We start from the raw sequence: 12,730 nt of genomic DNA, 5'->3' as shown, positions 1-12,730 counted from the left end.
ATATAAGAACGGAGGAGACCATGCTGACAATGCCCCTGCGCCCCCTGCTGCTGGCCGGCGCCCTGCTCTTCACCAGCGCCGCCGCGCATGCCGACATCCGTGTCGGCATCGATGTGTCCACCACCGGTCCGGCGGCCTCGATCGGCATCCCCTCCAAGAACACCGTGTTGATGTGGCCCCAGACCCTGGGCGGCCAGAAGGCGCACTACGTCATCCTTGACGACGGCACCGACCCGGCCGCGGCGGTGCGCAACGTGCGCAAGCTGATCTCCGAGGAAAAGGTCGACGTGATCGTCGGCCCCAACATCACCCCTACCGCCATCGCCGCGCTCGACTCCGTGGCCGAGGGCGAAACCCCGATGGTGGCACTGGCCGCCTCGGCCTCCATCGTCGAGCCGCAGACCGACGCCAAGCGCCGCTGGGCCTTCAAGATGCCGCAGAACGACTCGCACATGGCGACCGTGCTGACCGAGTACATGAGCAACCACGGCGTCAGGACCGTCGGCTTTATCGGCTTTGCCGACGCCTACGGCGAGAGCTGGTGGCGCGAGTTCTCGAAGCTGGCCGAGGTGCGCAAGATCAAGGTGGTCGCCAACGAGCGCTTCTCGCGCAACGACACCTCGGTGACCGGGCAGGTGCTCAAGCTGATGGCGGCAAACCCGGACGCGATCCTGATCGCCGGCGCCGGCACGCCGTCCGTACTGCCGCAGAAGACGCTGGGCGAGCGCGGCTACAAGGGCAAGGTCTACCAGACCCACGGCATCGCCACCTGGGACTTCCTGCGCATGGGCGGCAAGGATGTGGAAGGCACGCTGTTCCCGACCGGGCCGGTGGTGGTCGCGCGCCAGCTGCCCGAGAGCCACCCGGTGCGCAAGGTGGCGCTGGACTTCGTCAACCGCTACGAAAGCAAGTACGGCGCCGACAGCGTCACGCAGTTTGCCGGCGACGCCTGGGGCGCGTGGATGCTGCTGGACGACGCCGCCCGCCGCGCGCTGAAGACCGGCGCCCAGCCCGGCACGCGCGACTTCCGCGCCGCCATGCGCGACGCGCTGGAAGCCACCACCAACCTCACCATCCCCAACGGCGTGATGAACCTGAACCCGAAGGACCACCAGGGCTTCGACCAGCGTTCGCGCGTGATGGGGGTGATCCGCAACGGCAAGTTCGCCTATGCGGGCGATAAGTAGCCCGCCGCATCAAGAAAGGAAGCATGGCATGAGCACCACTCTCACCCCCACCACCGTCGCCTTCATCGGCCTGGGCGCCATGGGCTCGCACATGGTCCGCCACCTGCTGGCCGCCGGCCACACCGTGCGCGCCTTCGTGCGTCGCCCGGAAGCGGCCGAGGCCGCGCGCGCGCTGGGGGCGGAGCCCTTCTTCACTCCGGCTGAAGCGGCGCGCGGCGCCAGCGTCGTCTTCACCAACGTGACCTCGTCCGAAGACGTGCGCGAAGTGCTGCTGGGCGAGCAGGGCGTGATCCACGGCGCCGCGCCGGGCACCATCTGCGTGGACCACAGCACCATCTCGCCGATCGTCACGCGCGAGATCGCCGCGGCGCTGGCCGCGCGCGGCATCGAGGCGCTGGACTGCCCGGTCTCGGGCGGCACCATGGGCGCCGAGGCGGGCACGCTGACCATCATGGTCGGCGGCAAGCCCGAGATGCTGGAGCGCGTGCGCCCGCTGCTGCAGCAGCTGGGCAAGACCATCACCCATATCGGCGACCACGGCGCGGGCCAGGTCGCCAAGCTGTGCAACCAGATCGCGCAGGTGGTCAATATCGAAGGCATTGCCGAGGCCATGCGTTTTGCCGCCGCGCAGAACGTCGACACCGGCCGCGTGTTCGAAGCCATGGCGACCGGCATGGCCGGCAGCCGCATGCTCGACCTGATGGGCCCCAAGATGGTGGCGCGCAACTTCGCCGCCGGCATCGAGGCGCGGCTGCACGACAAGGACTTCGGGCTGGCGCGCGATATCGCCGAAGAAATCGGCCTGGACCTGCCCGCGATGCAGGCCACTTCGGCGCAGCTGCGCACGCTGATGGCCAACGGCTGGGGCAAGGACGACACCTCGTCGCTGCTGCGCGTGCTGGAGGGCTGACGCCCTCGCGCCCGGTGCGCGCTCAGCGCTCCATCAGCCGCAGCACCGCGCGCGTCAGGGCACCGTCCGGGCTGGCAAAGCCGTCCAGCACGTTGAAGTGATGGCAGTCCGGCAGCACCAGGTCGCTCGCGGCCGGATGCGCCACCTTGGCCGGCCACGCCGCGCGGATCAGCGCGTGCTGGCGGTGGTATTCGGCGGCCTCGAGTTCCCCCACCGCGATCGCCAGCGGGGCACCGCTGGCCGGCGGCATGTACGCGGGCGACAGCCGCGCGACATCGTCTTCCGAGAACCGCAGGTCGCGCTGCAGGAAGGCAGCGCGCCGCAGCGGCTCCATGTCGTACAGCCCGCTGACCGAGAGCCCGCCCTTGACCAGGTCGGCCGGCAGCTCCGCGCCCAGCTGCGGCCAGCGCGCGGCCATCAGCATCGCCACCAGGTGGCCGCCGACGGAATGCCCGGCCAGGAAGAGCTTGTCCGGATCATGGCCCAGCCGGTCCGCCTGCCGGTACAGCCAGGCGACGCTGCGCAACACCTGCCGCACGATCTCCGGCACCGTCACCGCAGGCACCAGCGTGTAGTTCACCACCGCCACCGACACCCCCAGCGCCGGCAGCGCGCTGGCAACAAAGCTGTGGTCGTGCTTGTCCAGCGCCCGGTAGTAGCCGCCGTGCACGAAGACCAGCAGCGGCGGCAGCGCCCCGTTGGCCCGCTGCGCGGGGAAGTAGTCCAGCGTCTCGTCCTGCGCATGGCGCGAGTCCTCGCCGGCATAGCTCAGGTCCGCCAGATAAGCGCCGCGTGCGCGCACCCCGGCGGACCACTGCGCCCAGCGCGCCATATGCACGGCGTTGTCCGGCACATTGGCGCGGTTGTTGTATTCCCGGTCATAGAAGCCGGGGTCCTGCGAAGGCAGGCTGGCGAGGCGCGCCAGCGAAGCTTGGTCGGTCATGGCAGTCGGGGGTAGTCGGGACGATGGGCGAGTGAGAGGCTGGGCGCCATGCTACCGGATTTGCGCAGCCGCGCACTGGTTGTCCGACGACGGGATTTCCGGCATAATTCCCGGCTCAGCACGGTGCCGGTTCCGGCGCCATACACCCTGCCCGGGTGGTGAAACAGGTAGACGCAGGGGACTCAAAATCCCCCGCCGCAAGGCGTGTCGGTTCGAGTCCGACCCCGGGCACCATCGGCTTCTTCCCGACTAGTTCCCAGCATTGCCTCCGTGGTGCCATCTCGGCCGCGGGTCGGCGCACGCCTCCTGGCCTCGGACGTGCCCCGCCAGCCACTTTGCCTGAGCGCCTGTCGGACGGCGCCCACTGGCGCGCCCTCGCCCGGCTACCTATCCTATGGCATTGCCAACCCCCTTTCCCGGAGCGAACCATGAAGCGACTCGCCCTTTCCGCCCTCGCCTGTTCCGCGCTGCTGGCCGGCTGTGCCGGCGCCAATATGGAAAGCCTGACGCAGGCCGGCGGCAGCCTCTTTACCGCCGCGACGCTGTCGGACAGCAACGTCAAGATGCTGTCCGACCAGTCCTGCGCGGAAATGGACCAGAAGAACACCATCGCGCCGGCGGACAGCACCTACGCCAAGCGCCTGGCCAATGTGATGAGCGGGCTGGGCAACACCGGGCTGCCACTCAATGGCAAGGTGTATGTGACCAAGGACGTCAATGCCTGGGCCATGGCCAACGGTTGCGTGCGGGTCTACAGCGGCCTGATGGACTTGCTCAGCGACGATGAAGTGCGTGGCGTGGTGGGCCATGAAATCGGCCATGTGTCGCTGGGCCATACCAAGGCCGCGATGCAGGTGGCCTACACCACGGCTGCGGCGCGCGGGCTGCTGGGGTCGACTGGCGTGGCTTCGCTGACGGCGCTATCGTCGTCGCAGATCGGCGCGCTCGCCGAGCAGTTCGTCAATGCGCAGTTCTCGCAGCGGCAGGAAACCGCGGCCGACGACTATTCGTTCGACCTGCTGACCAAAAACGGCGCCAACCGCCAGGCCCTGGCATCGGCGTTCCGCAAGATGTCGGCCCTCGATGGCGGACAGTCGAGCATGCTCAGCTCGCACCCGGGATCGCTGGAGCGCGCCAAGCATATCGAAGCCCGCCTGGCCGGCGGGCGCTGACAGCGGCGCATTTGCCCTTGCCGCCGCACCCGTTCGGGTGAGGCGGCACCTCCCTCCCGACTGCCCCGCTTCACTTCCCTCGCGCACCGCTCCCGACACCGTTTCCACACTCGCGCGGCCATGCCCGCGGCGTGTTGACTGCGCTTAATTCGCCGACAAAAGCTTTCACTACGCTGGCCGGAAACCCGCGGAGATAATGCCTCACGCTGCATTAACGCGGTTGATGCGGTCGCGCCACTGCATGCGCGATCCGCGGCGCCAACGCTGCACCTGCCAGCTGCGGTGTGCGCGCCGCCACCGTGATTGCCGTGATCGCCATGATCACCTTCATGCCCGAAGGACACGCCTCCGCGCCATGGACATGCCCCGCCTCCGCTCGCCCCGCACCCGCAGTCCTGCGCTGCCCCGTCCTGCCCTGAATTTCCCGCACCCCCGCAATCCGATGCAACGACTCACCCAACCCGCATCACTCGCTTCAGGAGCCTTCGATGGAATGGTTGCATGAGATTTTCCAGAAGTCGCCCGAATCGGCGCTGTTCCTTGCGCTGTCGGTCGGCTACGCCATCGGCAAGATCACCTTCGGGCGCTTCCAGCTAGGCGGCGTGGCTGGCTCGCTGCTCGCCGCGGTGGTGATCAGCCAGGTCGGCGTCGAGATCGACAACGGCGTCAAGGCCGTGATGTTCGCGGTGTTCATCTACGCGGTGGGCTATGAAAGCGGTCCGCAGTTCTTCAACTCGCTGAACCGCAGCTCGCTGCGCGAGATCGCCATGGCGGTGTTCATGGCGGTGTGCGGCCTGGTCACGGTGGTGGTGCTGGCCAGGCTGTTCCACCTCGACAAGGGCCTGGCCGCCGGCGGCATGACCCAGTCGGCGATCATCGGCACTGCGGGTGATGCCATCACCAAGCTGGGCTTGCCGCCCGACCAGGTCAAGACGCTGCAGGCCAATGTGGCGATCGGCTATGCCGTGACCTATGTGTTCGGCTCGCTGGGCGCGATCATCGTGTGCGTGAATATCCTGCCGCGCTTCATGAAGTCGGACCTGAAGACCGACGCCAAGAAGATCGAAGCCCAGCTCAGCGGCGGCCTGCCGCAGTACGGGCCGGGCCAGCGCGGCGCCCTGCCGCGCCTGGTGGGCCGGATCTTCCGCGTGACGGGCGCGGCCGGCAAGACCGTGTCGCAGATCGAGATCGGCGGCGAGGACCTGGTCACCGTGGAAAAGGTGCAGCGTGGCGGCAAGCCGCTGGACGTCAAGCAGGACCTGGTGCTGCAGGCCGACGACCTGGTGCTGCTGGTGGGCCGGCGCGATGCCATGGTGCCGACTGCCGCGCAAATCGGCGAGGAAGTGGCCGATGCCGAGGGCATGGGCGTGGTGATGCAGTCGCGCAACCTGGTGTTCACGGCCAAGGGCATGAACAACATGACCGTGGCCGAGATCGTCGACACGGTCGGCCGCGACGTGCGCCACGGCGTGTACATCGAGCGTATCGAGCGCTTCGACCATCCGCTGCCGCTGCTGCCCGACCTCAAGCTGCAGCACGGCGACATCATCACGCTCTACGGCACCCCCGCCGACACCAAGCGTGCCGCCGAGATCGCCGGCTATGAGCTGGTGCCCAGCGAGAAGACGGACTTCGTCTACTTCGGCGCCGGCGTGCTGGTGGGCCTGCTGATCGGCCTGCTGGTGTGGCGCGTGGGCGCGATCCCGCTGACGCTCGGCGCCGGCGGCGGCGCGCTGCTGTCGGGCCTGGTGTTTGGCTGGGCGCGGTCCAAGCACAAGATGTACGGAGCGATGCCGACCGCGGCCTGCCAGCTGCTGAAGGACTTCGGCCTGGCCGCGTTCGTGGCCATCGTCGGCATCAACTCCGGCCTGCAGGCGGTGACCACGCTGCGCCAGAGCGGCCTGACCATCTTCCTGCTGGGCGCGGTGGTGACGCTGCTGCCGCTGTTCCTGACCATGCTGTTCGGCCGCTACGTGCTGAAGTACGACAACGCCGCCGTGCTGGCTGGCGCGCTGTCAGGCTCGCGCAGCGCCAACCCGGCCTTCGGCGGCATCCTGGACAAGGCCGAAAGCCCGGTGCCGACGGTGCCGTTCGCCATCACCTATGCCCTGGCCAACGTGCTGCTGACGCTGCTGGGACCACTGGTGGTCGGGCTCGTCTAGCGCGCGTTTCCTTCGATATCCCTCCTGCTGCGCGGGCATTCGCTCTCCACCGGCCCGCCAGCCCTACCGACAAGCGTCCGCACAGGAGCAAGCCATGAGCAAGTTCGATATCTCCAAGCTGTCCAGCCTCTCCCCCTTCGAGCTGAAGGACGAGCTGATCAAGCTGGCCAGCAGCGACGCGGAACGCCTGATGCTGAACGCCGGCCGCGGCAATCCCAACTTCCTCGCCACCGTGCCGCGCCACGGCTTCTGGCAACTGGGCCTGTTTGCCATGCGCGAGTCCGAGCGCTCGTTCTCCTACATGCCCGAGGGCGTGGGCGGTTTCCCGCGCCGCGAAGGCATCGAGGAACGCTTCAACCTGTTTGCGCGCGAGTTTGCCGACACCCCGGGGGTGAAGTTCCTCGCCGGAGCGGTGTCGTATGTGCGCGACCAGCTCGGCCTGAGCGCGGGTGATTTCCTCTATGAAATGTGCGAAGGCATCCTGGCCTGCAACTACCCGGTGCCGGACCGCATGCTGAAGCTGTCTGAGGTCGTGGTCGGCCAGTACATCCGCAAGGAAATGATCGGCGACCATCCGTTCATCGGCGATTTCGACCTGTTCGCGGTTGAAGGCGGCACCGCGGCGATGACCTACCTGTTCAACTCCATTCGCGAGAACCACCTGCTCACGGCCGGCGACACCATCGCGCTGGGCATGCCGATCTTCACGCCGTATATCGAGATCCCGGAACTGAACGACTACCAGCTGGTGGAAGTGTCGGTCAATGCCGATCCCGAGTCGCACTGGCAGTATTCGAAGAAAGAGCTCGACAAGCTGCGCGACCCCAAGGTCAAGGCCTTCTTCCTGGTCAACCCGAGCAACCCGCCCTCAGTGCGCATGAGCGACGAAAGCCTGGAGTACCTGGCCTCGATCGTCAAGGAGCGCCCGGACCTGATCATCCTGACCGACGACGTCTACGGCACCTTTGCCGACAACTTCGTCTCGCTGTTCGCGATGTGCCCGAAGAACACCATCCTGGTGTACTCGTTCTCCAAGTACTTCGGCGCGACCGGCTGGCGCCTGGGCGTGATCGCCACGCACCGCGACAATATCTTCGACCTGCAGATCGGCAAGCTGCCCGACGCGCAACGCCAGCAGCTGAACCAGCGCTACAGCTCGATCACCACCGAGCCGCAGAAGCTCAAGTTCATCGACCGCCTGGTGGCCGACAGCCGCACGGTGGCGCTGAACCACACGGCCGGCCTGTCGACCCCGCAGCAGGTGCAGATGGTGCTGTTCTCGCTGTTCTCGCTGATGGATACGCCGGACAACTACAAGAACGCGATGAAGCGGCTGATCCGCAGCCGCAAGGCCGCGCTGTACCGCGAGATCGGCATCGCGCCGGAAAGCGACGACCCGAATGCCGTGGACTACTACACGCTGCTCGATATCGAGCAGCTGGGCGGCAAGGCGATCGGTCCGGACTTCGTCAAATGGGTGATGAACTCGGTCGAGCCGAACGAATTGCTGTTCCAGCTGGCCGATGAGGCAGGCGTGGTGCTGCTGCCAGGCCGCGGCTTCGGCACGCGCCACCCGTCAGGGCGGGTGTCGCTGGCCAACCTGAATGAAGCTGACTACGCCAAGATCGGGCGCTCGATCCGCAAGTTGTTCGAAGCGTATGTGGAGAAGTACAACGCGGCGACGGGGAGCAAGGCCGACAAGAATGTCGTGAAGAAATAGGCCTTCGCTGGCGTGGCTCGCAGCCCGGCTTCAGGCCGGGCTTTTTTGTTCAGTGTTGCGTTATGCCGGGGCCGAGATGCGATCAAACCCTCAAGCGGATCCTGCGCCCGATGACACCGCAACGTTTTCCAGAATCCCCAAGCGATAACCTGAGGTAAATCGGAGATTCGATCATTTGATTAGAAGCATATTCCAGCCATTGCTATAGTTGTCTCCACTTTCCTGCGCGCAGGCCATTGGCTCTGCAGCAGGCTCAAGCCGCATTCTGGTTGCGCGGCGCCGCCAATTACCCATTCCAATAAGATCACCGCCCTTTGAAAGGGCGGATGGAGACATTCGGTCATGCAAGCTGCTGTCCCACTCGGTTCAGGCGTATCACACGCGGCGCCGTTGCTGGCCGCCGCAACCGCCATCTAGCTGCGCCCGTCCCGCCAGACAAGGGTGGCGGCACAACACCGGCCACAGCGTGTCGCCAGCACGCGGGCGATCCCGGTATAGCGAAACCTCGCCACCGCTATCCACCCTCTGTCCCATTCAAAGGAATTCTCCGCGCATCAGGAGATCGGAAATGCCACCTGCGCTTCCCGCGGCCGTGCGCCGGATATTGCCGCTCGGCCTCACGCTTTGCCTCTGCATTCTCGGCGCGCGGGCCGCGCCCGGCTGGCCCGCGCAATGGCTGAGCCGCCCGATTTCCGGTACCGCCGCCGCGCACCACGTCGTGCCCTGGGTAGCCTGGCATGGGCGCCTGATGGTGCTCAGCTGGGGACTGTTGCTGCCGCTCGGCATCCTGGTCGCCCGCTTCTTCAAGGTGACGCCGTCGCAAGCCTGGCCTGCCGTGCTCGATCGCAAGACCTGGTGGCGCGCCCACTTGTGGATGCAGGGCAGCGGCGTTGCGCTGATGTCGGTGGGCGTGCTGCTGGTCCTGGGCCACGGCGGCGGCATGCCCGATACGCTGGCGCGCTGGCACCACCTCGGCGGCTGGGCACTGGTAGCCTGCGCCGCGCTGCAGGTAGGCGGCGGGCTGTTGCGCGGCAGCAAGGGCGGGCCCACCAGCAACTGCCTGCGCGGCGACCACTACGACATGAGCGCGCGCCGGGTGGTGTTCGAGTGGCTGCACAAAGTCATTGGCTGGAGTTCGCTGCCGCTTGCCATCGCAACCATCGGCATCGGCCTCGCGCTGGCCGATGCGCCGCGCTGGATGCCGCTGCTGCTGGGCGCCTGGTGGCTGACGCTGGCGGCGCTCGCGCTGGCATTGCAGCGCGCGGGCTTCTGCATCGACACGTATCAGGCGATCTGGGGCCCCGATCCCAGGCACCCGGGCAATCGACGACGGCCCATCGGCTGGGGCATCACCAGCTTTCCCTCACAGCCGGCATCGTCGTCCGGCACGCACCGGCCGCAGGCGTGGCCGGCTGAACACAAGGATTAGACGTGGCAATACTGATATTCGGCGGTGCGGCAGCGATCCTGCTGTTGCTCGCCCTGATCCTGATCGCAAAGCTGCACCCCTTCCTGGCACTGATCCTGGTGGCCACGGGCGTCGCCGTCGTGGCCGGCGTACCGGTGAGCCAGATTGCCGATGCGGTCGAAGGCGGCCTGGGCAAGACCCTGGGCCATGTCGCCGTGATCATCGCCTTCGGCGCGATGATCGGACGCATGATTGAATTGTCGGGCGGCGCGCAGGTGCTGGCCAACCGGTTGATCGAGCGCTTCGGCGACAAACGCGTGCCGCTGGCCATGGCCTGTACCGCATTCGGCGTCGGCATTCCGGTGTTCTTTGAAGTCGGCGTCATGATGCTGATGCCGCTGGTCTACGGGCTCACGCGCACCCGCGGCATTCCGCTGGTGGTGATTGGCCTGCCGGTGTGCGCCGTGTTGCTGGTGGTGCATGCCCTGCTGCCGCCGCACCCGGGCATAGTGGCAGTGGCCGGGGAACTCGGCATCGAGATCGGCCGCCTGCTGCTGATCGGCCTGCCGGTCGCGCTGGTCACTGGCCTGGTGACTTTCCTGGCATCGCGGCGACTGACCAGGCGGCCGTTCCATATGGCAGCCGATATCGCCGCCGAAGTGGGCCAGGCCACAGGCAGCGCCCCAAAGGTCCACGCGGCATCCGCCAGCCTGGGCAGCGGTGCGCCGCCGGGCGCCCGTCTCGTCGCCGGGCTGATCGCGCTGCCGATCGTGCTGATCCTGGCCGGGACGCTGGCCCAGGTGCTGTTGCCGCAAGGCTTCTTCGGGCGCTCGGCGCTGATGTTTCTCGGCATCCCGTACGTCGCGCTGTTGCTGGGCCTGATGCTCTGTGCCTACCTGCTGGGCACCCGTCGCGGCGCGCCGCTGGCGACGGTGTCCGAGGTGGCCGGCGCCGCCATCCCGACCGTATCGGTGGTGATCCTAATCACCGGCGCCGGCGGCGTTTTCGCCAAGATCCTGGTGTCGACCGGAATCGGCCCCGCGCTGGCGACGTCGCTGCAGTCTTCGGGTCTGCCGCTGGCCGTCCTCGCGTTCCTGCTGGCGATGCTGTTGCGCGCGGCACAGGGGCCCACCACCGTGGCGCTGATGACCACGGCCGGCATCATCGCCCCGCTGGTCGCGCAGGCTTCGCCCGGTCCCAACCATTTGGCCATGATCGGCCTGGCGATGGGCGCGGGCGGCATGGCGGTCTCCCACGTCAACGATGCGGGCTTCTGGATCGTGACCCGGATGCTGGGCCTGAGCGTCGGCGATGGACTAAGGAGCTGGACGGTGCTGACGACGCTTGCCGGTAGCGCAGCCCTTGGCCTGATCCTCTTGCTGTGGCAGTTCGTGTAAAGACCGCTTGGGTGTCTTTGCAACGGGATAAAGGAAGACCATGGATACAGTCCGGATATTCGATGAGCGCGCACGCGAGCTGCCGCTGGCGGGCGAACGGCTCGAGCAACTGGCATTCAGGGCAACCTGGAGCGAGGGGCCGGTGTGGTTGCCCGACGAGGATGCGGTGCTGTGGAGCGACATCCCCAACGACCGCATCCTGCGCTGGAGCGCCGCGGATGGCATGTCGGTCTGGCGTACGGGCGCCGGGTTCACCAACGGCCACGCACTGGAGGCGGACGGCTCGCTGCTGCATTGCTCGCACGGAAAGCGGGCCATCGTGCGGACGCATCGCAGCGGTGCCCGCCTTGGCGAGGACGAACTGGTCGTCAGCCACTATCAGGGGCGGCGCCTGAATTCGCCCAATGACATCGTGGTCAAGCGCGATGGCACCTTGTGGTTCACCGATCCGCCGTATGGGATCCTGTCGGACCGCGAAGGCCACCGGGCCGATCCCGAGCTGCGACACAACTATGTGTTTCGCTACGATCCCGCCGTCGGTGCGCTGGAAGTCGCCAGCGACTTGATCGAGGAGCCGAACGGGCTGGCATTCTCGCCCGATGAAGACGTGCTTTATGTCTCCGATACCTCGGCGGCATTGCGCGACGATGGTCATCACCATATCGTCGCCTTCGACGTCGTTGCGGGACGGGTGCTGGCCAACCCGCGGGTCTTCGCCGTCATCGCGCCCGGACTGCCGGACGGATTTCGCGTGGACCGGCGCGGATGGCTCTTTACCAGCAGCGCCAGCGGCGTGCAGGTTTTCCATCCGGACGGGACGCGGCTTGCGCATATTCCCGTGCCGGAGAAGGTCGGCAACCTCGTTTTCGGCGGCGCCGAGGGCGATGCCTTGTTCATCGCCGCCAGCACTTCGCTCTACCGCCTGCGGCTTGGTCAGCGCTTGACGTGAGCTGGCAGCGCTGCGCGGCAGCCATCGTGCCGCGCCAGCGCCTTAGCGCGTTTCGACGAACTCCAGCACCGTCGCCAGCATCCCTCGCAAAGCCGGCTGCAACGCCGCCGCACGCGCCTCGTCGTAGGCGAACGGATACGTCTCGCTCATGTAGGCGACCTGCGACAGCTCGAGCTGCACCGCATGCACGCCGTCCTGCGGCTTGCCGTATTGGCGCGTGATATAGCCGCCCTTGAAGCGCCCGTTGAGCACCGCGGTATGGCCGGCCACCGCGCCAGCCTGCTCAAGCAGCTGATCCGCAAGCGACGCGTCGCAGCTCTCGCCGTTGGCCGTGCCGAGGTTGAAGTCCGGCAGCCTGCCTTCGAAGAAGCGCGGCAGCACCGAGCGGATCGAATGCGCATCCCACAGCGCGATGGTGCCGTGCTCCGCCTTCAGGCGGGCCAGTTCCGCGGCCAGCGCCTGGTGGTACGGGCGCCAGATCGCATCGCGGCGCGCGGCGATTTCGGCATCGTCGGGGCCGTTGCCGTCGACGTACAGCGGCGTCTTGTCGAAGGTGTCGACCGGGCACAAGCCCGTGGTGTCCTGGCCGGGATACAGGTTGGCGTTATCGGGCGGTCGGTTCAGGTCGACCACGTAGCGCGAATGCGTGGCCACCAGCACCGACGCACCCAGCTCGCGGGCGAAGCTGTAGAGGCGTTCCAGGTGCCAGTCGGTGTCGGGCACGGTGCGCGCTTCGGCCGTCAGGCGCTGCGAGACCGAAGCCGGCAGGTGCGTGCCGACGTGCGGCATCGATACCAGCAACGGGCGCGTGCCGCGATGCAGGGTGAAGGCGGGGGTATCGGTGGAGAAGGACATTGTCTTTGCGATGCAGTGGGCGTGCGC

Annotated in this window: 10 protein-coding genes and 1 tRNA gene; 9 read left to right on the top strand and 2 right to left on the bottom strand. The window is 67.2% G+C overall.

Annotated elements, in window-relative coordinates:
* The first annotated feature begins 29 nt into the window (after positions 1–29).
* Both AC3WQZ_RS12820 and AC3WQZ_RS12815 read left to right on the top strand, forming a co-directional pair.
* A complete protein-coding gene (locus AC3WQZ_RS12820; RefSeq protein WP_492300682.1) occupies positions 30–1,187 on the top strand; it encodes an ABC transporter substrate-binding protein in 1,158 nt (385 codons plus the stop codon).
* Complete coding sequence (locus tag AC3WQZ_RS12815; protein ID WP_255266274.1) at positions 1,171–2,097, top strand: NAD(P)-dependent oxidoreductase; 927 nt, start codon at positions 1,171–1,173, stop codon at positions 2,095–2,097. Before AC3WQZ_RS12820 ends, AC3WQZ_RS12815 begins: the two co-directional genes overlap by 17 nt.
* 22 nt (positions 2,098–2,119) lie before the next feature.
* On the opposite strand, the gene AC3WQZ_RS12810 is transcribed toward AC3WQZ_RS12815, so the two are convergent.
* Positions 2,120–3,040 carry an alpha/beta hydrolase gene (locus AC3WQZ_RS12810; RefSeq protein WP_439668214.1) on the bottom strand — a complete coding sequence of 307 codons (921 nt, stop codon included), beginning with the start codon at positions 3,038–3,040 and terminating at the stop codon, positions 2,120–2,122.
* Positions 3,041–3,189: 149 nt separating this feature from the next.
* On the opposite strand from AC3WQZ_RS12810, the gene AC3WQZ_RS12805 reads away from it, so the two are divergent.
* From AC3WQZ_RS12805 to AC3WQZ_RS12775, 7 genes are all read left to right on the top strand, one after another.
* Positions 3,190–3,274 (top strand) — tRNA-Leu (locus tag AC3WQZ_RS12805).
* 194 nt (positions 3,275–3,468) lie between these two features.
* Entirely contained in the window at positions 3,469–4,212 is a 744-nt protein-coding gene (gene loiP, locus AC3WQZ_RS12800; RefSeq protein WP_492300662.1) for a metalloprotease LoiP, read from the top strand.
* 488 nt (positions 4,213–4,700) lie between these two features.
* Complete coding sequence (gene aspT, locus AC3WQZ_RS12795; protein ID WP_492300661.1) at positions 4,701–6,374, top strand: aspartate-alanine antiporter; 1,674 nt, start codon at positions 4,701–4,703, stop codon at positions 6,372–6,374.
* Between the two features lie 94 nt (positions 6,375–6,468).
* On the top strand, positions 6,469–8,094 hold the full coding sequence (locus AC3WQZ_RS12790; protein ID WP_058697786.1) for a bifunctional aspartate transaminase/aspartate 4-decarboxylase: 1,626 nt from the start codon (positions 6,469–6,471) through the stop codon (positions 8,092–8,094).
* A 568-nt stretch (positions 8,095–8,662) separates the two neighbouring features.
* Positions 8,663–9,523 (top strand): cytochrome b561 domain-containing protein, encoded by an 861-nt coding sequence (locus tag AC3WQZ_RS12785; protein ID WP_492300660.1) that lies wholly within the window; start codon positions 8,663–8,665, stop codon positions 9,521–9,523.
* A gap of 2 nt (positions 9,524–9,525) precedes the next feature.
* Positions 9,526–10,899, top strand: a complete 1,374-nt coding sequence (locus AC3WQZ_RS12780; protein ID WP_492300659.1) for a GntT/GntP/DsdX family permease — start codon at positions 9,526–9,528, stop codon at positions 10,897–10,899.
* A gap of 40 nt (positions 10,900–10,939) precedes the next feature.
* Entirely contained in the window at positions 10,940–11,848 is a 909-nt protein-coding gene (locus AC3WQZ_RS12775; RefSeq protein ID WP_492300658.1) for an SMP-30/gluconolactonase/LRE family protein, read from the top strand.
* 42 nt (positions 11,849–11,890) lie between these two features.
* Here the strand turns inward: AC3WQZ_RS12775 and hutG are convergent, their stop codons facing one another.
* Positions 11,891–12,703 carry an N-formylglutamate deformylase gene (hutG, locus tag AC3WQZ_RS12770; RefSeq protein ID WP_492298084.1) on the bottom strand — a complete coding sequence of 271 codons (813 nt, stop codon included), beginning with the start codon at positions 12,701–12,703 and terminating at the stop codon, positions 11,891–11,893.
* Between the last annotated feature and the right edge of the window lie 27 nt (positions 12,704–12,730).

Source organism: Cupriavidus sp. FW305-26, from assembly GCF_058787975.1.
The sequence above is the reverse complement of the archived record's forward strand: the minus strand, read 5'-3'. Positions and strand labels throughout refer to the sequence as shown.